The organism is Solemya velum gill symbiont (assembly GCF_002020255.1).
Taxonomy (GTDB): domain Bacteria; phylum Pseudomonadota; class Gammaproteobacteria; order Chromatiales; family Chromatiaceae.
This window is the reverse complement of the sequence record NZ_MPQG01000012.1, coordinates 53,598-77,438: the sequence shown is the minus strand read 5'-3', so window position 1 is coordinate 77,438 and position 23,841 is coordinate 53,598. Positions and strand designations below refer to the sequence as shown.

Annotated in this window: 24 protein-coding genes; 3 read left to right on the top strand and 21 right to left on the bottom strand. The window is 51.4% G+C overall.

Going from position 1 to position 23,841, the window contains the following annotated elements; genetic code table 11:
* Nucleotides 1-21: 21 nt before the first annotated feature.
* The 15 genes from BOW06_RS09280 to smc all read right to left on the bottom strand — a co-directional run bounded on the left by BOW06_RS09280 (nucleotide 22) and on the right by smc (nucleotide 16,706).
* Nucleotides 22-633, bottom strand: a complete 612-nt coding sequence (locus tag BOW06_RS09280) for a V-type ATP synthase subunit D (protein ID WP_179115161.1) — start codon at nucleotides 631-633, stop codon at nucleotides 22-24.
* Nucleotides 623-2,029, bottom strand: coding sequence for a V-type ATP synthase subunit B (locus BOW06_RS09275; protein WP_043115784.1), 1,407 nt, complete (start codon nucleotides 2,027-2,029; stop codon nucleotides 623-625). Before BOW06_RS09275 ends, BOW06_RS09280 begins: the two co-directional genes overlap by 11 nt.
* Nucleotides 2,016-3,773 carry a V-type ATP synthase subunit A gene (locus tag BOW06_RS09270; protein ID WP_043115785.1) on the bottom strand — a complete coding sequence of 586 codons (1,758 nt, stop codon included), beginning with the start codon at nucleotides 3,771-3,773 and terminating at the stop codon, nucleotides 2,016-2,018. Before BOW06_RS09270 ends, BOW06_RS09275 begins: the two co-directional genes overlap by 14 nt.
* Nucleotides 3,773-4,414 carry a hypothetical protein gene (locus BOW06_RS09265; protein WP_043115787.1) on the bottom strand — a complete coding sequence of 214 codons (642 nt, stop codon included), beginning with the start codon at nucleotides 4,412-4,414 and terminating at the stop codon, nucleotides 3,773-3,775. Before BOW06_RS09265 ends, BOW06_RS09270 begins: the two co-directional genes overlap by 1 nt.
* Nucleotides 4,411-4,710 (bottom strand): V-type ATP synthase subunit F, encoded by a 300-nt coding sequence (locus BOW06_RS09260; RefSeq protein ID WP_043115788.1) that lies wholly within the window; start codon nucleotides 4,708-4,710, stop codon nucleotides 4,411-4,413. Before BOW06_RS09260 ends, BOW06_RS09265 begins: the two co-directional genes overlap by 4 nt.
* Nucleotides 4,711-5,067 (bottom strand): ATP synthase subunit C, encoded by a 357-nt coding sequence (locus BOW06_RS09255; protein ID WP_052131993.1) that lies wholly within the window; start codon nucleotides 5,065-5,067, stop codon nucleotides 4,711-4,713.
* Nucleotides 5,064-6,902, bottom strand: a complete 1,839-nt coding sequence (locus tag BOW06_RS09250; RefSeq protein ID WP_078454674.1) for a V-type ATP synthase subunit I — start codon at nucleotides 6,900-6,902, stop codon at nucleotides 5,064-5,066. The genes BOW06_RS09255 and BOW06_RS09250 overlap by 4 nt, the downstream gene beginning before the upstream one ends.
* Nucleotides 6,899-7,672, bottom strand: coding sequence for a hypothetical protein (locus BOW06_RS09245; protein ID WP_078454675.1), 774 nt, complete (start codon nucleotides 7,670-7,672; stop codon nucleotides 6,899-6,901). The genes BOW06_RS09250 and BOW06_RS09245 overlap by 4 nt, the downstream gene beginning before the upstream one ends.
* Nucleotides 7,673-7,687: 15 nt before the next feature.
* The gene (locus BOW06_RS09240; RefSeq protein ID WP_043115792.1) at nucleotides 7,688-8,044 is read right to left on the bottom strand and encodes a hypothetical protein; all 357 of its coding nucleotides are present in this window, start codon (nucleotides 8,042-8,044) and stop codon (nucleotides 7,688-7,690) included.
* Nucleotides 8,045-8,352: 308 nt separating this feature from the next.
* The gene (locus tag BOW06_RS09235) at nucleotides 8,353-9,096 is read right to left on the bottom strand and encodes a sulfite exporter TauE/SafE family protein (protein WP_078453138.1); all 744 of its coding nucleotides are present in this window, start codon (nucleotides 9,094-9,096) and stop codon (nucleotides 8,353-8,355) included.
* Complete coding sequence (locus tag BOW06_RS09230) at nucleotides 9,093-9,356, bottom strand: CBU_0592 family membrane protein (RefSeq protein WP_043115794.1); 264 nt, start codon at nucleotides 9,354-9,356, stop codon at nucleotides 9,093-9,095. The genes BOW06_RS09235 and BOW06_RS09230 overlap by 4 nt, the downstream gene beginning before the upstream one ends.
* Nucleotides 9,357-9,385: 29 nt before the next feature.
* Nucleotides 9,386-10,339 carry a KpsF/GutQ family sugar-phosphate isomerase gene (locus tag BOW06_RS09225; RefSeq protein ID WP_043115796.1) on the bottom strand — a complete coding sequence of 318 codons (954 nt, stop codon included), beginning with the start codon at nucleotides 10,337-10,339 and terminating at the stop codon, nucleotides 9,386-9,388.
* Nucleotides 10,326-12,338 carry an NAD-dependent DNA ligase LigA gene (gene ligA / locus BOW06_RS09220; protein ID WP_043115798.1) on the bottom strand — a complete coding sequence of 671 codons (2,013 nt, stop codon included), beginning with the start codon at nucleotides 12,336-12,338 and terminating at the stop codon, nucleotides 10,326-10,328. The genes BOW06_RS09225 and ligA overlap by 14 nt, the downstream gene beginning before the upstream one ends.
* Before the next feature lie 5 nt (nucleotides 12,339-12,343).
* Nucleotides 12,344-13,033 (bottom strand): cell division protein ZipA, encoded by a 690-nt coding sequence (locus BOW06_RS09215; protein WP_043115799.1) that lies wholly within the window; start codon nucleotides 13,031-13,033, stop codon nucleotides 12,344-12,346.
* A gap of 175 nt (nucleotides 13,034-13,208) precedes the next feature.
* Nucleotides 13,209-16,706: a chromosome segregation protein SMC gene (smc, locus tag BOW06_RS09210; protein ID WP_043115800.1), complete on the bottom strand. Its 3,498-nt coding sequence runs from the start codon at nucleotides 16,704-16,706 to the stop codon at nucleotides 13,209-13,211.
* Nucleotides 16,707-16,855: 149 nt separating this feature from the next.
* Between smc and queF the strand changes: the two genes are divergently transcribed.
* Both queF and BOW06_RS09200 read left to right on the top strand, forming a co-directional pair.
* The gene (gene queF / locus BOW06_RS09205) at nucleotides 16,856-17,245 is read left to right on the top strand and encodes a preQ(1) synthase (RefSeq protein WP_043115801.1); all 390 of its coding nucleotides are present in this window, start codon (nucleotides 16,856-16,858) and stop codon (nucleotides 17,243-17,245) included.
* A gap of 3 nt (nucleotides 17,246-17,248) precedes the next feature.
* The gene (locus tag BOW06_RS09200; protein ID WP_078454676.1) at nucleotides 17,249-17,851 is read left to right on the top strand and encodes an NUDIX hydrolase; all 603 of its coding nucleotides are present in this window, start codon (nucleotides 17,249-17,251) and stop codon (nucleotides 17,849-17,851) included.
* Between the two features lie 8 nt (nucleotides 17,852-17,859).
* On the opposite strand, the gene BOW06_RS09195 is transcribed toward BOW06_RS09200, so the two are convergent.
* From BOW06_RS09195 to msrB, 4 genes are read right to left on the bottom strand one after another with little or no spacing between them, the layout of a single operon-like run.
* The gene (locus BOW06_RS09195) at nucleotides 17,860-18,603 is read right to left on the bottom strand and encodes a glutaminyl-peptide cyclotransferase (RefSeq protein WP_052131995.1); all 744 of its coding nucleotides are present in this window, start codon (nucleotides 18,601-18,603) and stop codon (nucleotides 17,860-17,862) included.
* 34 nt (nucleotides 18,604-18,637) lie between these two features.
* A complete protein-coding gene (locus BOW06_RS09190; protein WP_078454677.1) occupies nucleotides 18,638-19,414 on the bottom strand; it encodes an ABC transporter permease in 777 nt (258 codons plus the stop codon).
* Nucleotides 19,411-20,349 (bottom strand): ABC transporter ATP-binding protein, encoded by a 939-nt coding sequence (locus BOW06_RS09185; protein ID WP_078453136.1) that lies wholly within the window; start codon nucleotides 20,347-20,349, stop codon nucleotides 19,411-19,413. The genes BOW06_RS09190 and BOW06_RS09185 overlap by 4 nt, the downstream gene beginning before the upstream one ends.
* A 41-nt stretch (nucleotides 20,350-20,390) precedes the next feature.
* On the bottom strand, nucleotides 20,391-20,801 hold the full coding sequence (gene msrB / locus BOW06_RS09180) for a peptide-methionine (R)-S-oxide reductase MsrB (protein WP_043115806.1): 411 nt from the start codon (nucleotides 20,799-20,801) through the stop codon (nucleotides 20,391-20,393).
* 93 nt (nucleotides 20,802-20,894) lie between these two features.
* Here msrB and infA point away from each other — a divergent pair, with 93 nt between their 5' ends.
* The gene (gene infA / locus BOW06_RS09175) at nucleotides 20,895-21,113 is read left to right on the top strand and encodes a translation initiation factor IF-1 (RefSeq protein WP_043115807.1); all 219 of its coding nucleotides are present in this window, start codon (nucleotides 20,895-20,897) and stop codon (nucleotides 21,111-21,113) included.
* On the opposite strand, the gene clpA is transcribed toward infA, so the two are convergent.
* Complete coding sequence (gene clpA / locus BOW06_RS09170) at nucleotides 21,094-23,358, bottom strand: ATP-dependent Clp protease ATP-binding subunit ClpA (protein WP_078454678.1); 2,265 nt, start codon at nucleotides 23,356-23,358, stop codon at nucleotides 21,094-21,096. The genes infA and clpA overlap by 20 nt on opposite strands.
* A gap of 6 nt (nucleotides 23,359-23,364) precedes the next feature.
* Nucleotides 23,365-23,685 carry an ATP-dependent Clp protease adapter ClpS gene (gene clpS, locus BOW06_RS09165; RefSeq protein ID WP_043115812.1) on the bottom strand — a complete coding sequence of 107 codons (321 nt, stop codon included), beginning with the start codon at nucleotides 23,683-23,685 and terminating at the stop codon, nucleotides 23,365-23,367.
* Nucleotides 23,686-23,841 lie beyond the last annotated feature (156 nt).

The following is a 23,841-nucleotide window of genomic DNA, read 5'->3' as shown; positions in this document are numbered from 1 at the left end:
TGCGGCCACCATGGTAACCGGTTAGCTGGCTTGCTGGTGACCACGGTGTGTGCGAATAATCTCTTCCTGGTCGAACTCTTCCAACTGCGCTGTCATGTTGACAAGCAGCTGTTCGATCTCTGGAATAACAACATTCTCCAGTGCGCGCGCGCGACGTTCCGTCTTCTGGTACTCATCCATCAGGCGATGGAGATTTCCGCTGATTCCTGCAAGCACTGCAGCGAGAAACAACAGTTCCCGGAATTCATTACCGGTGTCAACCGCTTCAGGTGAGGGGTTCGCCACCAGAAGATTATCTGGCGCATCTTCAGCATCAAACTCAGACTTGGCAAGAGTGACACCCATGAAGGGGCGCTGTTCGCGGGACAAGTGTGCCTCGATCTCTGCAGGCGGATAGAGTTGGACTCCATGCAGGCCGTGACGGGAAACTGCTGATCCCATGGCACTACGGCACAGATGACGTTGCTGTTCCAGCCTGTCACTCAGCTTTTCAAAATCCTCGAGCTGTTTGAGTAACTCGGCAGCCAGTAACAGGCGTTTTTCATCAAGAAAATCATACGCCTCCAGAACAATGCTCTTCTCGTCACGAAGCTCAAGTACTGCGGATTGGCTCGGTGTGAATTCAACTGCCACGGCGTTGTTGCCTCTCCCTGTCGCTGATATGCGTGTCGATCTGCATGTCACTGAGACGATTTAATTCAGAGATCGGCAGTTTCATCAACAGCTCCCAACCTGCTGTCATACTCTCTTCAAGAGAGCGTCTCTGCCCCTGCTGAACAAACTCCCTTTCAAACTCTTCACCAAATTGCAGAAACAGGCGATCTGTCTCTGACAATCCCTCGGTTCCCATAACACTCGCCAGCACGCGTACATGAATTGCTCGTGAATAGGCCGCATAAAGCTGGTTGGATAACGCGGGGTGATCCACGTCCGTAAAGCCTTCGCCTGTTCCATCTTTCATCAGGCGCGACAGGCTCGGCAATACCTTCACTGGCGGATAGATATCATGGCGATGCAACTCCCTGTCGAGCACGATCTGACCCTCGGTAATGTAACCGGTGAGATCAGGTATCGGATGTGTAATATCATCTGATGGCATCGTCAGAATCGGCACTTGGGTCAGGGTTCCACCGCACCCCTTGATACAACCGGCGCGTTCAAAAATGGTCGCGAGATCCGAGTACATGTAACCTGGATAACCCTTACGCCCGGGAATTTCACCATGACTTGCCGACACCTCGCGCAAGGCTTCACAGTAGTTAGTCATATCTGTCATGACGACCAATACATGCCTGTTTTCTTCAAAAGCAAGATACTCTGCAGCGGTCAGTGCGTAACGCGGAGTGAGCAGGCGCTGGGTACTGGAATCCGAAGCGAGATTAAGGAACATAACCGTATGGTTAAGCGCCCCGCTCTCTTCCATGGTGTTACGAAAATAGTCAGCTGTATCGTAGGAAACACCGATGGCAACAAATATCACGACAAAATCGTTTGCCTCGCCGCCGAGCAATTTTGCACTGCGAGCAATCTCGGCAGCAATACGATCATGCGGCAAACCGCCGCCGGAAAAGATCGGTAATTTCTGTCCGCGAACCAGGCTGTTCATCAGGTCAATTGTTGAAAACCCCGTTTCGATAAAATCCCTGGGAGTTTCTCTTGCCACCGGGTTGATAGACATGCCGTCGATACGCAGCCGCTTTTTCGAGGAGATTGGCGGGCCGTGATCGATCGGACGACCGACGCCATCCAGTACACGGCCGAGAATATCGGGACCAATGCCAAAATGCAGCGCTTCACCATGAAAGCGCACCCTGGTATTCGACAGTGAAAGGCCACTGGTGGTCTCAAGCACCTCGACGATCATGCTCTCGTCATCCAGTGCCGTGATACGTCCGGGCCTGTTGCGCTGTTGCTCATCAATGACGACAACAGAGTCGTTCAGGCCCACGTTAACATTCCGTTTGAGGAACAGCAGTGGTCCCTCGATGCGGGTAATTGATCCACTGCTTGAGAGGTCAGCCTGCAGCATCGGTCTCTCCTTCTTTCAATTTTGAAAAGGCCTCGTCAAGGCTGTGGCTCAGCTGTGTGAAAGCCTTGATGTTATCCTCGCCGATCTCTTCACCCATACGCTGCAAACGGCGTAACAGCGGCATACTGCTGATATCCTCAATTGCGACTCCCCTCTCCAGCGCCTCTTCCGACTTAACGATGAAGTGGTGAATCAGGCGCATCATTGCAGCTTGTCGCTGAGGTGAGCAGTAACGGTCGATATCGGAAAATGCAGACTGGCTCAGGAATGCCTCGTTGATCAGTTCGGCACACATCAGGGTATGCTGCTGGCGTGGCGGCAAGGCATCTTTACCGATGATACGTGCCATACGTTCCAGGCGCTGTTGATCTTCCATCATGCTGAGAAATCTGCGTCGCTGTTTGAGCCAGTCAGGGTGATGATTCTGTTTCCAGAAATCGACGAGGCTCTGTATATCTTCACTATAGGAGAGCAGCGGATGTACGGCAGGATAGAATCTCGCCTGTGCGCGTGTACTGTCCAGAGTCCAGTAGACTTTTGTATAGCGCTTGGTATGCGTTGTTACCGGTTCTGAAAAATCACCACCGGGCGGACTGATCGCCCCGATAAGAGTGACGGAGCCTGTCTTGCCGCAAAGCGTATGTACTGCCGCAGCCCGTTCATAAAAATCTGCCAGGCGGCTACTCAGGTACGCAGGATAGCCGGACTCACCCGGCAGTTCACCAAGCCGGCCGGAGACTTCGCGCAAAGCTTCTGCCCAGCGACTGGTTGAGTCTGCCATCAATGCTACTCGCAAGCCCTGGTCTCTCAGGTACTCTGCTACTGTTACCGCGGTATAGATGCTCGCCTCTCTTGCCGCAACCGGCATATTGGAAGTGTTGGCGATAATCAAGGTCCTCTCCATCAACTGACGCCCACTGTGTGGATCTTCAAGTTGCGGGAATTCGTCAAGTACACCGGCCATCTCATTACCACGCTCACCGCAGCCCACATAGACGATGACGTCAGCGTCACACCATTTGGCGAGTGTCTCCTGAAGAACTGTTTTGCCGGTACCAAATCCACCCGGCATGGCGGCTCGGCCACCACATGCGAGTGGAAAGAGTGAATCCAGTATCCTCTGCCCGGTCAGTAGCGGGCCCTGAATCTTCATGCGCTTCTTGATCGGACGCGGTTCACGCACCGGCCAGTCGTGACACATACTGAGCTGGTGTTCCTTGCCATCGCTCTCCTTGATGATACAAATGGTCTTGTCATCCGGGTATTCACCGGCTTCATCAATCCATGTCACTTCACCATTCACCCATGGTGGAACCAGTGCATACTGCGGTCTGCCTTTAGCAGAGTTCAGCGTGCCGAAAATCGCCCCCCCCTCAACTTGGTCGCCAGGCTTGAGTCGGGGAGTAAATCCGAATTTCTCTTCAACCCGGGCCTGAATTCCAGGCTTGACGAAATTTCCCTGCTCGAGCGTCAAGGGTCTCAACAGACCATCAAACAGGTTCCCGAGCAATCCCGGCCCCAGTCGTACTGACAGGGGACTTCCGCTGCCAAAAACCGCCTCTCCGGGACGCAGGCCACTGGTATCTTCGTAAACCTGGGCAACGATTTCGTCACCATTGATACGAATCACTTCACCCAGCAACCCGACTTCCCCTACCCGGATAGACTCATGTATATGAAACTGCTGTTCACTCGTTGCGCGCAGTACGGGGCCGCTAATCCAGTTGATTCTTGCTTCACTCATTAGCTGTCATCCTGGTTGTTCTCATCTTGTTCCAGAGCAGCGATAATCTCGCTCTCGAGACGATAGCGACTACTGAGAAGTCCTTTCAGGGTGCAATCAAGCTTTGCGCCATCAGCCTCTATCAATAGACCAGCTTCGATATCATCAGAAACAACGAAGACCGGAGCGATACCGGTATATTCATGTACCTTCTGTTCAAACCCTGCAACTTCATCACTTGACCAATCCTGAGGATGACTGATTGTCCAGCAGGCCTTGATCAGCCTCTGGTGAGCCAGCTGCCATATGGTTTCAACCCAGCCCGATCGCTGCTCGTCATTCTTCCAGCGTGTAGTCAGTTCATCCTTCAAGCCTTCAATCACCTTTTTAACAAGCATGACCTCGTGCCGCTGCAACTCTTCACGTTTATGTCTTTCCTGGGCCGCTTCAAGCGCTGCAAGACGCTGCCTGCTGGCAGTACGGTCAGACTCGAAGTGGCTGCGTAAACGCACACGTGCGTCATGGTGAGCGGTTTCAAGAAGCTCTTGCACCTTGCTGTCGCACTCTGCCGATATCTCGGCACAGCGTTTTTCAGCCCATGAACTGGTCAGGCCCAGCAACTCTTCAGCTTGCTGTGAAACTCTTGATTCATCCTGCTTCATTCAAGTATCCCCAGTGTACGGCGAACCTGAACTGCCAGGTCTGTCACCGGAACACCGTTATTTATATCTGCAATGACCACGATCATTGGAGAAACTTTCATCATGTACTCCTGTTGCAGTTGACTATCGAGTGACTCTATAAATTCTGCCGTGACAAGTATCAGCGAGGCATGCTCACACACTTGTGCCAATACCTCGTTCAATTTCTCTTTCTCGGGCGTCATCACAGTCACACCAGCAAGTCTGAAACCTGCCGCTGTCACTTCATCACCGATAAACAGAACCTCAGACTGCATTTACAATACCTTGTTTAGAATCAGTATTGAGATGATAAGGCCATAGATGGCAATACCTTCTGCCAGGCCGATGATAATCAGTGAGCGGCCCAGCAGTTCAGGTTTCTCGGCAAGTGCACCGATTGCAGCACTACCAACAGATGCAACTGCAATACCAGCACCAAGTGCAGACAAACCAGTTGCCAATGCAGCAGCAAGGAAACCCCACTGCACAACCCCGGGCGGCAACGCTTCAACAACCGCAGGAACTGACTCTTCAGCATTCACATTACCGAACACCAGCAACAGGGTTGCAACTATGGCGACGACTGCGCTGAATCCGGACAGGGTCAGCAGAGATATATTGTGTCTTTTCACTCTTTTCTCCTTTTAAGAAATTCATGATCTGGAGCCTTGAGAGGACGTAGTGTGCGCCCCTCAGCTCTCAGAAAACGGATGAAAAATTCAAACAACACCAGGCGAGTGGTCTGAATCGATACCACAAGCCCTTCTAAAAGAATAACGATTGCATTACCCAAAATCAGGACAAACACCTTGAAGAAGACGCTATCGATACTGTCTGCCATGGTGACGAATGCAAGAGAAAGCCCTGCATGAGCCAATGCAAAGGCACCCACCCTGATAAATGAGACCGTGTTAACCACCAGCTGGAACATCACTTCAAGTAATGCTCCGAGCGATAACAGCATGTTCTTCAAGCGCTCCTCTTGCGAAACAAAGAAGTTTCCCAACAGGTACCAGCCCAAGGCAAGTACTAGGACCAGCAGGGCTGAACTGTTAAAGAACAGCGCGATAATGGAAAGGTACATCAACACTATCGGTGCCTCGCACAGCAACCAGTTTCTAAATTGTCCTGCCCACCAGGCTTCGATGCTATTCATCAGCATACCCAGCAATAACAACACGGCTCCGCCTGCCAAAGGCACCATGAGAACTGGCAGGGGTTGTTCAACAGGGTTAGTCCACAATGGAGTCAGCAAGTGCTCATTACCGAACACACTGCCAAACACGAAACCGAAAATCATCGCGGAGATGCCGCATGCAAAAAGCACCCCGAGTGCCGGCCAGCGCTTGTGAAAATACCAGCCCGCAGCGGCCAGCAACAGGCCATGTCCGACATCACCGAACATGTAACCGAAAATCAATGGCACGATTAGGGCCAGCAGTTTGGCCGGATCAGCCTCGTTTGCACCTGGTGTACCGAGCAGTGATGCAAATACTTCAAAGGGTTTCGCCCAGACAGGATTGTCCATTACCAGCGGACGCTCCCTCTCCACAGGAGGAGGTGGATAGCTGACGAGCCCTTTAATTCCGGCCGACTGCATGGCGTCTTCCAACTTGCGACCATCAATATCGGATGTCCAGCCACTCAGCCAGGCAAAATTCTGGCTGACTGCCTGGTCGCCGACATTGCCGATAAACCACTGCAACTGCATCAGGTCACCGAGTGCCTCGCACATGTTCCAGCTATCGCACAGTGCGTGCAGGGAAGCCGTATGCTTCTCAAGCTCCGTGGTGATTTTGTCACTTCGGTTGCGAACTGCTGACAAGGTATCGTTTGAATTTCCCTGCATCCAGGTGGGCAGTGAAACCGTTTTGCTCTTGAAGGGCTGCAGGTTACTCTTCAACTGGTCGAGTTGCCGTTGAGGGCCTAATGCGTACAGGTAGAGCTTCTCCCCATGCATAACCTCTTTGACCAACAGGCTGTGGGGATAGTGTGTCATTGGTATCTTTTCAGGTACCATGAACAGTCGTTCAGCGATAATTCCCCGCTGCTTGCCAACCAGGGAAAAATCGATTTGTGACTGTTGCAGCTCCTGCAGCCACTCGGTAATCAGTTCGAGTTCCTTGAACTCACTCTGGAGGCTTTCGATACGAGTAATCAGTGGATCGGCATCAAACCGCCAGGAGTTGATGCGCTGGATCGCTTGGCCCAGCCGCGCATCAGCTGTGCCAGCAGTGCCCGAAACATGCAGATCATGTTGTGGCCAGTAGTGGCTGTACCTTTGTGACAGGCGTGTGAACTCCTGCAGCTTCTCCTGCAGTTCCGGTGCGCCAACTTGTTCCTTGCTATCTTGCCTGGCAACGATCTCTACTAAGCCCGTATGTGCAAGCGCCTCTGCTGCATTTGAAATCTCGTTTCGATCAACGAGAACCTCAAACCAACGTGCCGGTTTTGGACGAAGGCTCATTGCTTAGCCGCCACTGAGTTGAGCAGAAGTGCGCGTGAGGAAACGTTGCCACGTAAGCGCTCCACATCAAGCGCTACCAGGCCGAGATGAGCGAATACTGCTGCTGGCTGTTGGCTTAGACGCCTGAACTGAAGCCCCAGCTGTTTTGATAACTCTGACCGTGCCGCAGCTGTTGCATGGGTTTTCAATTCCATGAAAGAGCCACGATGGCGCAATATCAGCGCCTCGACACTCTCAACACCTGCGAGAGCCTTTGCAGATGTATCGGGCCAGCACTCCTTCCAATGCGTCCTCCAGCTTTCCAGCATGCTTGTGGTTGAATGCCATGTTGCAGTTAACGGAGCATAGCGAGTCAGGGCAAGCCTCTGTACAAGGGCATCGTCGGAAACTTCAAGCAAAGGGCCGAGTTCCTCGTCATCTGAAAGCCATTGCGGGACCTCTCCCCTGTTCCGTATGTTCTCAAGCAGTGGAAGGTCGGGCAGCACTGAAATCCACAGCGTTGCCTTGCGCCATTGCGCAGGCTGCCAGTGGGAAACCTGTTCTACATAGTCTCTGAAATGTTTGGAAAAGGATTTTTCAAGAATATGAATCGAGTCATCGGCATGCAATCCGGCAAGCCAATCGCTCATACCTGATTCAGATGCGACGTGAAGGAAATTGGCCAGTCCCTGTTGTGATTCCAGGTGCCGCCACTGCTGTTCATTCAGCCTGAGGCCGTGGCGTACTTGCAGTCGTGCCTGCGTGTAGGCGAACCTGGATGAAGTCAACATGACAAGGTACTCCCGCTACTCATCCTGTTGTTCCAGGTGAGTCAACTGGTCAGCCAGCCCTGTGACAACCCTGCTGACAACTTCATCCTGCATTGCCTGTTGCATGTGAAACTCAGCCGGATATTTATCCGCTGTCTTTAACCATCTTTCCAAGTCTTTGGTTACAGTTTGAAAACGCAGGTGTATTCTTGTGATTCGCTTGTCTGTACGACGTGCAATCCGTTGTGCAGCCTGGTGTGCCTTGACAATCCTTACCTCTGCTTCCATTTCGCATTCAGCAACTCTCTGCTGTGCCTTGGTCTCGGATTCCAGCACCTCGTTGATCGCCAGTTCCACTCCCTGGTTGACGCCGCTTTCATCGTTACTTGTCATCGATATTCAACTGTCAATAAACGAAATCCGACAGACAGAATCGTCATTATTACAGCACTGATTTCGTTTGATTATGATTTCCCGGAGCATATATTTCACCGGCACTTAATCTAACTGATACAGACTTGTCATTACCTATGTATAAGCTTATCTCATTCAGGCTCAATCTTCATTGATATATAACCGATAACTAATGAAAAGATCGGCGTAACATGCTGACTTCTATTTATTATTGTTCCGACTGGATTGCATCTCCGAAGAAGGTGAATCAGTGATGTACTGCTGAACAGAGGTCGTATCTACAAGCTTTACAGCAACATGGCCAGACTGCTCTGCCCTATCAGCATAATCGCAACGACCCACAGCACAATACGCAGCAGCTTTTTATAGGCATCCATGTCGAGACGTTTGCGCAACCGGATTCCGATCCACAGGCTGATGATGATCAGCGGAAGCATCCACAAGGAGAAAAACAGGGCTGGTCCGTGGAATGCACCCTGTGAAACAAATCCTGCGATTTGTCCTGATTTACTGGTCAGAAAACTGATGTTGAATGTCGTCACCATCAGTTCCGGTTTCATCTTTGTCTCAAGGGCAAAAATGATAATCAGCGGTGCGAAGACATTGACGACGCCGGCTGAGACTCCAATGATGAAACCAAACAGGGCCAGTCCCCAGAGTGGAACAATACGTTCTTTTTCAACACCCCTGATGTGATCACTCAACAGGTAACCAATGACCATCAATGCCAGCAAAATCCTGGAGAGGTCGGGATCAAAAGCAAACAATATCTGGGTGCCGCAATAACTGCCGATAATGGTGAATAGTGGAATCAGCCAGAATTGCCTGATCGCCTCCTTCCACTCTTTTTCCGAGAGTACGCTGACAGTATTGATCACTACCGTTGGTACCAGCGTCATCAGGATGGCAGTGCGGATATCGATTCCCAGGGTGAGCAGAGGTGTACTGAAGAGTGGAAAACCGAAACCGAAGGCACCATGTGCAAATGCAGTGAGCATCAGCAGAGGTATTGCGATCAGGAAATCACTCATGTCGATTTTTTTCCGGCGCTTTTTCGGTAAATCATCACCAGGCTATAGATGGCAACAGCTGTCCAAAGCAGGTTAACCAGGGTTGCAGGGTAAGAGTGATTCGCGAAGGTATTGATACCGAGACCAATGCCGCCAATCAGGTTGAGCAAGTGATAACGGCGCATGGCGGCAGTCAATTTGCCGATCGACAGGAACAGGTAGGCAGAGAGGAGACCGGCAGCGCCTATCCAGCCGATCAGATCGGTCAATTCCAGGTTCATCACTGCCTCCTGTGTGGGACTGTTTTTAATCAGAGATCGTAGATCTGGAGCACACCTGCAAGCTTGCCATCCCTGTCAGTGACCAGCAGGGAGTTGATTTTACGATCCAGCATGATGCTCTCGGCATCGGCAAAACGTTCATCAGCATCGATTGTGATTGGCGTGGAGGTCATGATTTCATCACAATTTTTTTGCAGGGAATCAGCACCTTCAATCAGGGCGCGTCGCAGGTCACCGTCTGTTATCAATCCACGAATATCACCATCTTCAACAATAATGGCCACGCCCAGCCTGCCCTCATTCATAACCGCAATCGTCTCGGGAACCGGTGTCCCCGGCTTGACTAAAGGCAGTTTATTAATGTGCATGACATCACGAACGCGGGTCAGTAATCTTCTGCCGAGACTGCCGCCCGGATGAAAACGGGCAAAGTCACCAGGTTCGAACTGGCGTTCTTCCATCAAGGCTACGGCTAGTGCATCACCCAGTGCCAGCGTGGTTAGCGTGGAATTGGTAGGCGCGAGATTGTTGGGACAAACCTCACGATCCACCTTCATGGTCAGGGTGATGCCTGCGTGCCTTCCGAGAGTCGATTCCGCTTCTCCGACGATGGCGATGGTTTTGATGCCAAATTCGTTGAGACTCGGGAGTAGCTTGTTGACCTCGTCTGTTTCACCTGAATAGCTGATGAGAATGATGACATCATCACGAGTGATCATGCCAAGGTCACCATGAAACGCTTCTGCAGGATGTACAAAAAACGAGGGAGTGCCGGTAGATGCGAAGGTTGCCGCGATCTTGCTGGCAATGTGTCCCGATTTACCCATACCGCAGAGGATCGTATGTCCACTCGCATTCGTGATACAGGCGACCGCTTCAGCAAAAGCGTCTCCGATCTGCATCTCAAGCTGGGAAACTGCCTGCGCCTGATTACGAACAGTCTGGCGGCCCAGGTTGATCAGCTCTTCTTCACTCAATCGCATTTTCTATCAGCTCTTCAAGTTGTTGTTCATTAAGCACCCGGATTCCGAGCGCCTCAGCCTTGGTCAATTTTGATCCTGCTGCGTCACCTGCAACAAGATAGTCAGTCTTTTTTGACACACTTCCACTCACTTTTGCACCAAGTTGCTGAAGGCGTGTCTTGAATTCGTCCCTTGGTTTGCTCAGCGTACCAGTCAGGACGAAACTCGTCCCGCTTAATTTCTGCTCTTCTGCAGCGGGTTTCTCAATCGATGGCCACTCGATTCCGGCACAGAGAAGCTTGTCTATAACCTCGATGTTATGTGATTGCTGAAAAAAACTGACGACATGTGAAGCCACAATTGGACCGACATCCTGCACCTCCTGCAATGCATCCTCAGGGGCTTTTTCTATTGCCTGCAGATCACCGCCAAAATGGAGCGCCAGGTTACGCGCAGTTGCTTCACCAACCTCGCGAATGCCAAGTGCAAACAGGAACCTGGGTAGTTCAGTCTGTTTAGATGCGTCAATTGCTGCAAGCAGGTTGGCGGCAGACTTTTCGCCCATACGTTCAAGTCCGGCAACCTGGTCAGCCTCAAGGCTGTAGAGATCAGCGACATCATGAATCAATTCAGCATCTACCAGCTGCTCAACAAGCTTGTCACCAAGGCCTTCTATGTCCATCGCACGGCGCGAGGCATAATGCTTGATCGCTTCCTTGCGTTGCGCTTCGCAATAAAGCCCGCCGCTGCAGCGAGCCACAGCTTCACCTTCGACGCGCAGCACATCAGCACCACACACCGGACAATGTTGCGGCAGATTCACAGGATTCGTGTCTACAGGGCGCAGGGCAGTTACAACATTAACGACTTCGGGAATGACATCACCGGCACGACGAATGACAACTGTGTCACCAACCCGCACATCCTTGCGTTCAATTTCATCCATATTGTGAAGTGTTGCGTTACTGACAGTCACACCGGCAACCTCGACAGGCTGCAGGCGTGCAACTGGTGTGACTGCTCCCGTTCTGCCAACCTGGAACTCGATCGCCTCGACCCGGGTCAGCTCCTCCTGGGCCGGAAACTTGTGTGCAATAGCCCACCTGGGTGCACGACTAACAAATCCGAGCTGTTTCTGCAGGGCAAGTGAGTTAACCTTGTAAACAACACCGTCAATATCGTAATTGAGCTGGTCGCGTTTCTCTGCGATATCCTGGTAGACGCTTAAACAGCCATTCGCTCCTTCAACAAGTCGCAGCTCAGGTGAAACCGGGATACCGTAATCACGCAAGGTCTGCATCATTTCAAAGTGCGTTTGCGGGAGTTCTCCGCTGACCTCGCCAAATCCATAGGCATAAAAGGAGAGCGGTCTTGTCGCTGTCACTTTAGAATCAAGCTGGCGCAGACTGCCGGCAGCTGCGTTGCGCGGATTGGCAAAACTCTTTGTGCCCTCTTCCACTGCCTTGCGGTTCAGTTCAGCAAATCCGTCACGCGTCATAATGACCTCACCACGAACCTCGAGAACTTCCGGGAAGTTTCCGCTCAATCGCAAGGGAACCGAACGGATGGTACGGACATTGACTGTCACGTCCTCTCCCACACGGCCATCACCACGAGTCGCAGCCTGTGCCAATACGCCCTTTTCGTAGCGCAGGCTCAGGGCGAGCCCATCAAGCTTGGGTTCAGCTGTGAAGCTGATTGTGCCAGCAGAATTCAGGCGTTCTTTCAAACGGCGTTCAAAATCAGCCAGACCATCCTCGTTGAAGATGTTGTCGAGTGACAACATGGGAACACGATGTTCGACCTCATTGAAATGCTCAAGTGCCCGCCCACCAACACGTTGAGTTGGTGAATCAGGTGTAACCAGTTGGGGAAATTCCTCTTCAAGCGCCTTGAGTTCGTTAAAGAGACGATCATACTCGGCGTCCGGAATCTCTGGATCATCCAGAACATAATAGCGATAGTTGTGATACTGAAGGCTATCGCGCAGCTCTCCTGCCCTCTCGATCTGCTTTTTCATGAAGGTTATGCAGGGTACCTTTCAGCTATCAGACGCATCTTCTCAAGCGCTTCGTCATCAAGTAGATCGCGATTGGCATCATGCAGTGTGCCATCAAGAAAAGCCGCCAGCTTGTCAGCTGTCTCGCACATATCCTCGAATATCCTGACACCTGGCCGGGGACCAGGCAGGGTGCCAAAAAGGGTGATGCCGGAGGTGGTGAAACGGCGCATGTCTTCGAGCGGAAAAAAGCCGGGTTCTACCATGCTGGCTACAGCGTACAACCTCTCCTGTTCATCATGAGAGCAGCGATAGAATATATTATCTTCACCTGCAGTCAGGCCCACGCTGCGCATCGCACTGATGATGGCATCGCCTGTGAAATACTTGCGTCGCGAGATGACGCTCATCATCAGAATCTCTTCCGGCTCGTGAGGATGCGTTGATTCATCACCGACATTCTCATCCGGCTGATCACCTTCATTTCCCTCGCGAACGATTCCGGCGAGTTCATCCAGGTGGCGTGAGAGTGCATCATCGTGCTGGATATCTTCATGGTGACTTGGCATGGAACTGTCTTCATCATGCTCAGCAATTAACGCAGCACGTCTGCTTTTGCGTTCGGAGCTGCCCTTGTGGCGCTCCCACAGGAAGATCCCGGCAATCAAGAGTATGCCGAGTATAAGTAATATTATTCGAAGCTTGTCTGGATCCATAAAGTCGAAACCTTAGGAACCTCTGATTAAGTCTGTACGCAGAGATTGCCGATCAGAATGCGTCAGTTCAAGGCGTGAATCGCACTTAATAGCAGCGCTCTTACGAAGGTTCGCAACGCAGAAATGTCGCATTATGGCGGCAAGGTCAAAATTCATGACTTGATCAGAGGTTCCTTTACATGGCAGCCATTTGTGCTGCCTCTTCAATATCAACAGATACCAGCCGAGAGACACCTGGTTCATGCATGGTGACACCCTGCAGCTGATTACTCAACTCCATTGTAATCTTATTATGCGTAATAAAGATGAACTGCACCTGGTCAGACATCTCTTTCACCATCTGGCAGAAACGTCCGACGTTGGCATCATCAAGTGGAGCATCAACCTCATCAAGCATACAGAAAGGCGCCGGATTTAGCCTGAATATTGAAAATACCAGGGCCACGGCTGTCAATGCCTTTTCTCCACCGGAGAGCAGGTGGATACTACTGTTACGTTTGCCTGGCGGCCTTGCCATGACAGTCACGCCGGTATCGAGCAGGTCTTCACCTGTCATCTCAAGATAGGCGTGGCCACCACCAAATAGCTTGGGAAACAGCTCCTTGATACCGGTGTTAACCTTCTCGAAGGTCTCTTTGAATCGCGTACGTGTTTCACGGTCGATTTTACGAATCGCCTCTTCGAGTGTATCGAGCGACTTGTTAACGTCTGCACGCTGGGTATCCAGATACTCCATACGCTCGGACTGTTCCTTGAATTCATCGATTGCAGCAAGATTGATCGGGCCAAGTCTCTGGATACGATTGCTGACCAGTTCGTGCTTCTGCTGCCACTCTTGCAGGTCGGTCTCTTCGTCCAGGCCATCAAGCAGCGCCTTCTGGTCATATTTACCTTCGCGCAACTGATCCTCAAGTGTGCTGGTACGAACCATTGTCTCCTGGCGGCTCATACGTGCCTTCTCAAGCTTCTCACGCTGATTCTGTACACTCTCTTCAGCCTTGTGACGATCCTGCTCTTTCTGACGCAAACCGGCCTCAAGCGTTTCGAGCAGTTTGCGTGCCTCGCCCAACTGCTCCTCGACTTTAAGGCGTGACTGCAACTGTTCTTCAAGTTTCTGCTTCTGCTCTTCAATCGGTGAATCATCACCGCTGAGCGACTCGGCCAGTGCCTCACGGCGCCCGCTCATCTGTTCTATCTGGTTGCTACTGCGCTGACTGCTCTCTTCGAGGCTGCTGTGTTGTGAACGCATTGTGGAGAGTTCAACCGAAAGCTTGTGAACCTCTGCTCTTTTCACTGTCACCTGCTGACGCGCTTGCTCCAGCTCTTCCCTGATTCGATCACGCTGCTGAACCAGTGCATCGCGCTTCGAACTCATGGTTTCAATCACTTCCAGCGCTTCGTAGAGACGCTCTTTTGAAGTCTCGATAGTCTCATGCCCTTCAGCAATCATGGCATTGAGTTCCTGGTGTTCCTGCTCAACCGTCTCAAGGCGTTGCCTGAGGTGATCTGCACGCGCCTTTTTGGCACTCAGCTGTGAACGGATGTCGGCGAGCTCACGGTTGACCTGGTTGTACTCTTGCTGCTGCTGTTCACGTTGCGCTTCAGCGGATGTAATCTCCTCGCCATGCTGTTCAAGCTCTTTGGCCAGGCTCTCGACCCGTTTTTCAAGTTCAGACTGGGTCTGCTGCAGCTCACGAATCTGCTGCTCGCGCTCGAGAATACCTTTCTGCGCACCGGCTTCGCGGCCGAATCGCATCCAGTTCTTGCCAATCTGTATTCCGTCTGCGGTGATGAAGGATTCGCTGCCGTTTAACTGGTTACGACGTGACAGCGCATCGTGCAGACTATCAGCCATGCGCACACTGCCAAGCAGTCCTGACAGATCCAGTTTTGAATTGACCTTTTTCAACAGGGAATCATCAGCAACCTGCTGTGTACCACCTGCGCTCTCTATCAGTTCAACAAGTCCTTCTTCGAGATCGACAACGGCGCTGCTGTAACGACTGAAATCATCTACACAGATCGCCTGCAAATGCTGAGCAAGCACGGTCTCAACCGCCTTGCGCCAATCACTGCTGACATCAATCGACTGTGCCAGGCGCTTACCCTCGGCAAGATCCTGTTGCTTCAGCCAATTGGCACCTTCACTACCCTCTGTTGCCGCCGCCTGTTGCAGGGCTTCCAGTGATGCAAGACGTCCTTTACTGCTCTGCAGTTCAGCACGTGCATCATTCAACTTGCTGTTAACCGACTCCTGCTGCTGGCGCATGTTACCAATACGCCCGATGGCCGAATCAAGAGCAGACTGCTTCTCTTCAAGCCTGGCCTGCGCCTCGCGTTGCCTGTTTTCCAGTGTGTCGATCTCATTGACAAGATCAGGCGCCTGCAGACGCTCACGCTCTTCACTATTACGTTGAAGTCGCTGCTGCAGTTTTTGCGCTTCTGATTCGATGTGGTTGATTTTTGTTCTTTCAACCTGCGCAAGCTGTGCCGGCTCGTTTGCCTGCTGGTTAAAACTGTCCCATTCGCTCTGCCAGTGTTGCATGGCTGTTTCCGAGGCCGCCATCTGCTCAGATGCTGTACGCTCCTCTGTCTCGGCTGTATCCAGTAACGGTTGCTGCGCCAGCAGTGTCGCGGCGATTGATGCGAGGCGCTCCTTGTCCTGCTGGCGTTCACGGTTGAGCTCTTGCAGGGATGACTCCAGCTGGCTCAGGTCAGCCTGCTGTCTTGCTCGAGATTCGAGCGCATACTGAATCGTCTGCTCAAGTCTTGCGATTTCGGCACCAAGCGCATAAAACTCGCCCTGCACCTGGTTAAAGTTGTCATTGGCATCCGTATGATCACTGCGCATCTGTTCAATCTCAGACTCGATCTGGCGTTGAGTAGAAATCTCCGCTTCAAGCTTGTTCTCCTGGGCAGCGATCTCACGCTCATGAATGCCGAGTTCATCGTGCATCGATTTCCAGCGCAGGGCGAGACATTCACCGCGTAACTGGCGCTCTTCAGCCTTGAAGGTCTTGTACTTTTCTGCAGTTGCTGCCTGGCGCTCTAGATGCTTGAGCTGTTTTCCAACTTCCTCGATCAGGTCATCGAGGCGTTCGAGGTTTTCCCTCGTGTGGCGAATGCGGTTTTCGGTCTCACGGCGGCGTTCCTTGTACTTGGAAATGCCGGCCGCCTCTTCGAGATAGACGCGCAGCTCTTCAGGGCGTGCCTCGATAACGCGCGAGATCATACCCTGCTCGATAATTGAATAGCTGCGCGGACCAAGACCTGTGCCGAGAAAGAGGTCCGTAATATCACGGCGACGACAACGGGTATTATTCAGATAATAGTTTGACTGGCCATCACGTGAGACCTGGCGTTTAACCGAGATTTGTGAATAGCTGGCGTATTGACCACCGGCACCGCCGTCACTGTTATCGAATATCAGTTCTATTGACGCTGTACCTACCGGTTTACGTGAACTCGAACCGTTAAAGATGACGTCAGCCATTGATTCGCCACGCAACATTTTGGCCGAACTTTCGCCCATGACCCAGCGTACGGCATCGATAATATTCGATTTACCGCAGCCATTGGGACCGACAACACCAACCAGGTTTGTGGGGAAATCAGCAGTGGTTGGGTCAACGAAAGACTTGAACCCGGCAAGTTTTATTTTTTCCAAACGCATGGAGCGGTAGCATACTGAAAGTGGCGCCTGTCGTCTATATCTGTATAATATTAAAAAAGCACCATAAGCTATTGATTGAAAATGATATTCGATAAGTTCTTTGAATATAGATATAATAGAGGGCAATTTTTTTGACAGGGAACAAACCGATGTCCACCAAGCCAAGCAAAGAGCTTGAAACTTTTGACAATCCAAATCCGGAACGTGACTATACAATCCGCATCCGCATGCCGGAATTTACCTGCCTGTGCCCAAAGACAGGCCAGCCCGATTTTGCCGAACTGCTGCTTGAATATGTACCAGATCAACTCTGCGTCGAACTCAAGTCACTCAAGCTCTATATCTGGGCATTCCGTGAACAGGGTGCTTTTCACGAAGCAGTCACCAACGAAATGCTGGCGGATCTTGTTGCTGCCACCAATCCACGTTTTATGCGCCTGACGGCTGATTTCAAGGTGCGTGGTGGTATCTATACGGTGGTCACCGCTGAACACAGGGATGAAAACTGGGTAGCACCACAAAAGGTGGAGCTACCCTGAGCCATGTTTGACAGGGATGATCTTCCGCAACGGTTATCGCATCGGCTGACCCAGGCCGATGTGACACCCTTGCAGGAGAACTTTCCTGGCGATTTTTTCAATTCACCACCAAAAGCTGCCGCAGTATTAATGCCACTGGTCCGCAAGGATGATGGCTGGCACTTTCTCTTTATCCGTCGCAGCCTGCATGACAAAGACAAGCACAGTGGCCAGGTTGCCTTTCCGGGTGGCCAGGTTGATCCCGGCGACAGGGATTCACACGCAACGGCACTGCGTGAAGCGCATGAAGAGATTGGTCTGCAATCGAATGCAGTCGATGTCCTCGGCTCACTCAACAGTTATCGAACCATCAGCAACTTTGAGGTGACCGGAGTCGTCGCTCAGGTTACATCTGCTTTCACGGCTTCCCCGGATCCAAGAGAAGTTGACCGCGTCTTCACCATCCCGCTAGAGTGGCTGGCCAATCCAGACAACCTTGAAAGACGCCCTCGCCTGCTTCATGGTATGCAGCAACAGACAGATGTTCTTTACTACCGCCGTTACGATAATGAACTGCTGTGGGGTGTGACTGCCCGTCTGGTCGACAGTGTGATCAGGGTGTTGTAACTGATTTATCAGTCAGAAATTTTAATCAGCCTGACCTCAAAAACCAGCGGCCAGTTTTTCCCGGTAACAAAGAGTCTTTCTGAATCAGCATCCCAGGCAAAGCCGTTGATCACATTGACCTTCTCTCTCTTGTCCAGCACTCTGCGAAGTGGTGACAAATCGATTGTTGCAGTCACCTCGCCGGATTGCGGGTCGATGATAACGGCACGATCCGTTAACCAGATGTTGGCGAAAATCTTACCTTCAATCCACTCAAGTTCATTCAGGCGGTTAACCGGTGTTCCTTCCTGGGTGACGACAATACGGCGCTCAGGAATCAAGCCGGATGGATCAAAAAAGCGGATTCTGTTGCTACCGTTACTCATCAACAACTGACGACCGTCGCTTGCCAGCCCCCACCCTTCGCCGCTATAGGCGATGCGCCCCGTTTCCTGCAGAGTCTCGGGATCAAGTTGCAACATGACACGCGACTTCCAGGTCAACAGGTAATAGGAAGCACCATGTTTTGCCATGCCTTCGGCAAAATAGTCAGCACTGACAGCCTCGCGCTGTTGAGGAGCAAATGCACCGGGTTGATAGCGTTGCAGGTAACTTTCTCCGTAACCACCTGAACTTTCAACCAGCCCCTCATCGAAGAAAAATCCCTGGGTGAATGGTGTGTCCGGATGAGGATATTGTTTGATGATTTCGATGCTCAGCTGATCTACCGAGAAGGCTTCTGCTCCCGTTAGAGGGAGCAAAAGTAAAAGCATGACCCGTATCGCAGCTCGCATGTTCAACTATTGTCTATGAACGCAGTCCGACACCCTTGTTCAGCAATCGCATGCTAAATGAGGCAAGCACAGTGATAAAAAACAGGATGATGACAAAGGCCCACATGATATTGATATCCGATATACCAATCAGTCCGTAGCGGAAAGCATTGACCATGTAGAGAGTCGGGTTTGCCAGTGATGCCGTCTGCCAGAAATCGGGTAGCAACTGGATCGAGTAGAAAATACCGCCAAGGTAGGTCAGTGGTGTCAATACAAAGGTCGGCACGATAGCGATATCGTCAAAATTCTTCGCGTAGACGGCATTAATGAAACCACCAAGCGAAAAGAGTACCGAGGTCAGAAAAAAGACCAGCAGTGTGACCAAGTAGTTATGCACCTGCAGATCGGTAAAGAACATCGCGACAATGGTCACAAGTACGCCGACCACCATTCCACGCGCTACTCCTCCACCGACGTAGCCGGCAAGTATGACCCAGTTCGGCACAGGTGAGACGAGTATCTCTTCTATATAGCGTCCGAACTTGGCCTGGTAAAAACTTGAAACCACGTTGGCATAGGAGTTGGTAATGACCGCCATCAAGATCAGACCAGGAACGATAAAATCGATGTAGGCATAGCCGTCCATCTCACCGATGCGCTCACCAATCAGTTTGCCGAAAATTGCAAAGTAGAGCGCCATCATAATACCGGGCGGAAGGACAGTCTGAACCCAGATACGGATAAAACGGTTGAACTCCTTGATAACGAGGGTTGTGAACGGTGTCCAGACATTACTTCTGTAGTTCATTCTGCGGACTCCTCTACCGGGCTTCGGCTCTCCCTGGTCATCTCGAGGAACAGCTGTTCAAGACGATTCTGCTTGTTACGCAGGCTGAGCACCTCGATATTTTGCTCGGCAAGAGCGCAGAAAAGGCGTGTCAGGCCGCTCGCCTTGTCGACAGTAACCTGCAGGGATTGCGCATTGCGTAATGTGACACTGTAACCCTCTATCGCTGGTGCCTCGCTGACGGCCGTATCAATATCGAGAACAAAAATCTCCTGCTGAAGACGTTCAAGCAGTACATTGATCGAACTATTCTCGATAATCATACCGTTATCGATAATAGCGATATTGCGGCACAGGTTTTCCGCCTCTTCGAGATAGTGAGTCGTAAGGATAATTGTTGTCCCTTCTTCATTAATTTTGCGCAGGAACTCCCACATAGACATACGAATCTCGATATCAACCCCCGCTGTCGGTTCGTCGAGGATCAGTAGCCTGGGATCGTGAACCAGTGCGCGTGCAATCATCAGTCGGCGTTTCATTCCGCCGGAGAGGTTGCGCGCTATGGTATTGCGTTTTTCCCACAGGTTGAGCTGCTTGAGGCGTTTTTCAGCCCGTTGAGCAGCATCGCTTCGCTCAATGCCATAGTAGCCCGCCTGGTTGATCAGAATTTCGATCACGGGTTCAAACTGGTTGAAATTGAACTCCTGCGGAACCAGGCCGATGTGTCGCTTAACACCCAGCAGATCATTGTCGAGATCATTACCGAAGACCTCGACCTTGCCGTCACTCTTGTTAACCAGTGAACAGATGATCCCGATCGCGGTTGATTTCCCGGCGCCATTGGGACCAAGCAGCGCAAAAAAGTCTCCGCTCTCAACGGTCAGGTCAATACCCTTCAGGGCTTGCGGACCGTTCCGGTAGGTTTTACTGAGATTTGTGATTTGTAGCGCGGGCATGTATCGATGCTTCCTTTCGTGCAATCGGCAATGATAACCGATCAGGACTCTTTTTTGTCATCGGAATCTAGTGCCAGCGAGGCTGAATTGATACAGTAGCGCAGCCCGGTTGGTTGCGGACCATCCGGGAACAGGTGGCCGAGATGTGAATCGCACTTTGCACAATGAACCTCTGTGCGCACCATGCCATGACTGGTATCCCGATCCTCCTCAACAGCATCATCATTCAACGCTTTGAAAAAACTTGGCCAACCGGAACCGGAATCATACTTGGAAACAGAATCGAACAAGGCTTCACCACAACAGGCACAACGATAGATACCATCGGTTTTGGTTGCGTAGTATTCACCCGTGAATGGCGCCTCGGTCCCCTTCTGGCGACAGATTTTGAACTGTTCGCTACTGAGCTGCTCACGCCACTCGTCGTCCGGCTTCTCTATTTTCTGTTTCATTCCAGGGGCTCCTGATCATTTTTGTAATCAAGCGTTTTAATCATGCTATAATCTCGGGCTGACAAACTGTTGTTAACTTTACAGATACAAGGCATGGCAAAAGAAGATTTTATCGAAATGGAAGGCACGGTCACCGACACCCTTCCCAACACCACTTTCCGCGTTGAGCTGGAGAATGGTCACGTTGTTACCGCACACATCTCTGGCAAGATGCGCAAAAACTACATTCGCATTCTCACCGGCGACAAGGTCACAGTACAGCTGACCCCATACGACCTGACCAAGGGCCGTATTACTTATCGCGCCCGCTGATATCTATCTTCAGCTCGCCATCCCGGCGGCTGATTTTTACATCTCCTCCAGACGCAGCAAGCTTGCCAAATAGCAGCTCTTCAGCGAGCGGCTTCTTGATCTGATCCTGAATCAGGCGGGCCATTGGGCGCGCACCCATTTTCGGATCATAGCCTTCTTCTGCGAGCCACTCGCGTACTGGTTGCTCGATAAGCAGTTCGACACCCTTCTCGGATAACTGTTGCTCAACCTCGAAAAGAAACTTGTCGACAACGCGCGCGACAGCATCCCCGTTTAGAGGATTAAACTGCACGATAGCATCGAGACGGTTACGGAATTCCGGGGTGAACTGCTTCTTAATCGCCTCCATGCCGTCACTACTGTGATCCTGCTTGGTAAATCCGATTGAAGCACGACTCATGTCACTGGCACCGGCATTGGATGTCATGACCAGCACAACGTTCCTGAAATCAGCCTTGCGGCCATTATTATCAGTCAGGGTGCCGTGATCCATCACCTGCAACAGCAGGTTGAAAACATCAGGGTGCGCCTTCTCAATCTCATCGAGTAGCAATACACAGTGCGGATGCTTGTTGATCTCCTCGGTCAACAGACCGCCCTGATCGTAACCAACATAGCCGGGTGGTGCGCCGATAAGACGCGACACCGTGTGTGCTTCCATGTACTCGGACATGTCAAAACGAATCAACTCGATACCCATGATGCGAGCCAGTTGTCGCGTCACCTCGGTCTTACCAACACCTGTGGGGCCAGTAAACAGGAATGAACCGACCGGCTTCTCTTCAGCGCTGAGTCCGGAACGGTTCATGATAATTGCTGATGAAAGCCCCTCGATGGCACTATCCTGTCCATAAATCACTGCACCAAGGCTCTTTCTGAGGTTCTTCAGGGTGTCATGGTCACTGGCAGAAACCTTGCGTGCCGGTATACGAGCCATTTTCGCTACCAGTGCCTCGATATCATGCACACCGATACGCTTCTTGCGCTTGCCTTCAGGTTTCAGACGGGTAAATGAACCTGCTTCGTCGATGACATCAATCGCCTTGTCAGGCAGGTGACGGTCATTAATGTAACGGTCAGAGAGTTCTGCTGCTGCAGTCAATGCCTTGCTGGTATAAGTTACACCGTGATGCTCCTCGTAGCGACTTTTCAGCCCCTTGAGAATATCAATGGTTTCACTCACACTCGGTTCATTGACATCGATCTTCTGGAAACGACGCGCCAGCGCCCTGTCCTTCTCGAAAATGCCACGATACTCCTGGTAAGTAGTGGAACCGATACAACGCAGTGCGCCCGAGGCAAGTGCCGGCTTGATCAGGTTGGATGCGTCCATGGCACCACCGGATGCAGAACCTGCACCTATGATAGTGTGAATCTCGTCGATAAAGAGAATCACATGCTGTTGCTGTTTCAGCTCTGACAGAACTGCTTTGAGGCGCTTCTCGAAATCACCACGGTACTTGGTTCCTGCAACCAGGGCGCCGAGATCGAGAGAATAAATCAGGGCATCCGAGAGTATTTCAGGAACCTCACCGTCAACGATCATTTTCGCCATACCCTCGGCAATCGCTGTTTTACCAACACCAGCTTCACCAACCAGCAGGGGATTGTTCTTGCTGCGGCGACACAGAATCTGAACCGAGCGTTCAACCTCGGCGGCACGTCCGATGAGCGGATCAATGCGTCCCTGAATCGCTTCTTCGTTCAGATTTACGGCATATTTTTCCAGTGCCGAACTCTTTTTCTCTTCGAACTGATCCTCGTCAAGAGGCTCGTCGGAAAAATCGTCGTGCTGCTCCTCTTCCGGTTCACCTATGCGCGATATTCCGTGAGAAATATAGTTGACCACGTCGAGACGCGTGATTCCCTGCGAGGCGAGAATATAGATTGCCTGTGACTCCTGCTCTGCGAACAGGGCAACCAGGACGTTGATGCCTGAAACCTCTTTCTGTTCAGATGACTGCACCTGGTAAACAGCACGCTGTAGTACTCGCTGAAAGCCCAGCGTCGGTTGCGTCTCGCGCTCTTCGTCTTCCGGAATCAACGGAATGGTTTCGTTGATAAAGGTCCTCACCTGGTCTCGCAGACCGTCAAGTTGAGCACCACAGGCACGCAAGACACCGGCTGCAGATGGATTGTCGGCAAGCGCCAACAGCAAGTGTTCAACCGTCATATACTCGTGGCGCTGTTCAGCAGCCCATTTGAACGACTGGTTGAGTGTAAATTCAAGTTCTGCGTTTAACATAGCCACCTAATTTTCCGTCTCCATGGTGCACAACAGCGGGTGCTGGTGCTCTCTTGAATAGTCGTTGACCTGGTAGACCTTGGTTTCGGCGATTTCACGTGTAAAAACACCGCAAACCCCCTGCCCCCGGGTATGAACATGCAACATCACCCGGGTAGCCTGCTCCTGGTCCATATGAAAGAAACGTGACAGTACATCAACGACAAACTCCATAGGAGTATAGTCATCATTCAGCAATAGAACCTTGTACATTGGCGGACGTTTGAGCTTTGGCACAGCCTCGGCCGTCGCCAGTCCATGGTCATCTTCATATTCTTTGTCAGGCATACAACTTCAGATAGTAGTTAATCATATAAAAATCAAGTCGATTCGCATTTTGTGCAGTGCTATTTTTGCATTGAACTTTTTGCCGTCATCGCTATACTCAGAGTCTAACCCACTCTTCTGCCGGTAAGCACCGGTAAATCTGAGGGTTAAACCAGA

Coding starts and splice junctions, on each gene's coding strand:
- BOW06_RS09230 (WP_043115794.1), bottom strand. CDS start 9,356: ATGAACCTGGAATTGACCGATCTGATCGGCTGGATAGGCGCTGCCGGT.
- BOW06_RS09215 (WP_043115799.1), bottom strand. CDS start 13,033: ATGGATCCAGACAAGCTTCGAATAATATTACTTATACTCGGCATACTC.
- BOW06_RS09225 (WP_043115796.1), bottom strand. CDS start 10,339: ATGCGATTGAGTGAAGAAGAGCTGATCAACCTGGGCCGCCAGACTGTT.
- BOW06_RS09195 (WP_052131995.1), bottom strand. CDS start 18,603: ATGCTTTTACTTTTGCTCCCTCTAACGGGAGCAGAAGCCTTCTCGGTA.
- ligA (WP_043115798.1), bottom strand. CDS start 12,338: ATGAAAAAGCAGATCGAGAGGGCAGGAGAGCTGCGCGATAGCCTTCAG.
- BOW06_RS09185 (WP_078453136.1), bottom strand. CDS start 20,349: ATGCCCGCGCTACAAATCACAAATCTCAGTAAAACCTACCGGAACGGT.
- BOW06_RS09235 (WP_078453138.1), bottom strand. CDS start 9,096: ATGAGTGATTTCCTGATCGCAATACCTCTGCTGATGCTCACTGCATTT.
- clpS (WP_043115812.1), bottom strand. CDS start 23,685: ATGCCTGACAAAGAATATGAAGATGACCATGGACTGGCGACGGCCGAG.
- BOW06_RS09190 (WP_078454677.1), bottom strand. CDS start 19,414: ATGAACTACAGAAGTAATGTCTGGACACCGTTCACAACCCTCGTTATC.
- BOW06_RS09240 (WP_043115792.1), bottom strand. CDS start 8,044: ATGACAAGTAACGATGAAAGCGGCGTCAACCAGGGAGTGGAACTGGCG.
- queF (WP_043115801.1), top strand. CDS start 16,856: ATGTCCACCAAGCCAAGCAAAGAGCTTGAAACTTTTGACAATCCAAAT.
- clpA (WP_078454678.1), bottom strand. CDS start 23,358: ATGTTAAACGCAGAACTTGAATTTACACTCAACCAGTCGTTCAAATGG.
- msrB (WP_043115806.1), bottom strand. CDS start 20,801: ATGAAACAGAAAATAGAGAAGCCGGACGACGAGTGGCGTGAGCAGCTC.
- BOW06_RS09200 (WP_078454676.1), top strand. CDS start 17,249: ATGTTTGACAGGGATGATCTTCCGCAACGGTTATCGCATCGGCTGACC.
- BOW06_RS09260 (WP_043115788.1), bottom strand. CDS start 4,710: ATGCAGTCTGAGGTTCTGTTTATCGGTGATGAAGTGACAGCGGCAGGT.
- infA (WP_043115807.1), top strand. CDS start 20,895: ATGGCAAAAGAAGATTTTATCGAAATGGAAGGCACGGTCACCGACACC.
- BOW06_RS09245 (WP_078454675.1), bottom strand. CDS start 7,672: ATGTTGACTTCATCCAGGTTCGCCTACACGCAGGCACGACTGCAAGTA.
- smc (WP_043115800.1), bottom strand. CDS start 16,706: ATGCGTTTGGAAAAAATAAAACTTGCCGGGTTCAAGTCTTTCGTTGAC.
- BOW06_RS09270 (WP_043115785.1), bottom strand. CDS start 3,773: ATGAGTGAAGCAAGAATCAACTGGATTAGCGGCCCCGTACTGCGCGCA.
- BOW06_RS09265 (WP_043115787.1), bottom strand. CDS start 4,414: ATGAAGCAGGATGAATCAAGAGTTTCACAGCAAGCTGAAGAGTTGCTG.
- BOW06_RS09250 (WP_078454674.1), bottom strand. CDS start 6,902: ATGAGCCTTCGTCCAAAACCGGCACGTTGGTTTGAGGTTCTCGTTGAT.
- BOW06_RS09275 (WP_043115784.1), bottom strand. CDS start 2,029: ATGCTGCAGGCTGACCTCTCAAGCAGTGGATCAATTACCCGCATCGAG.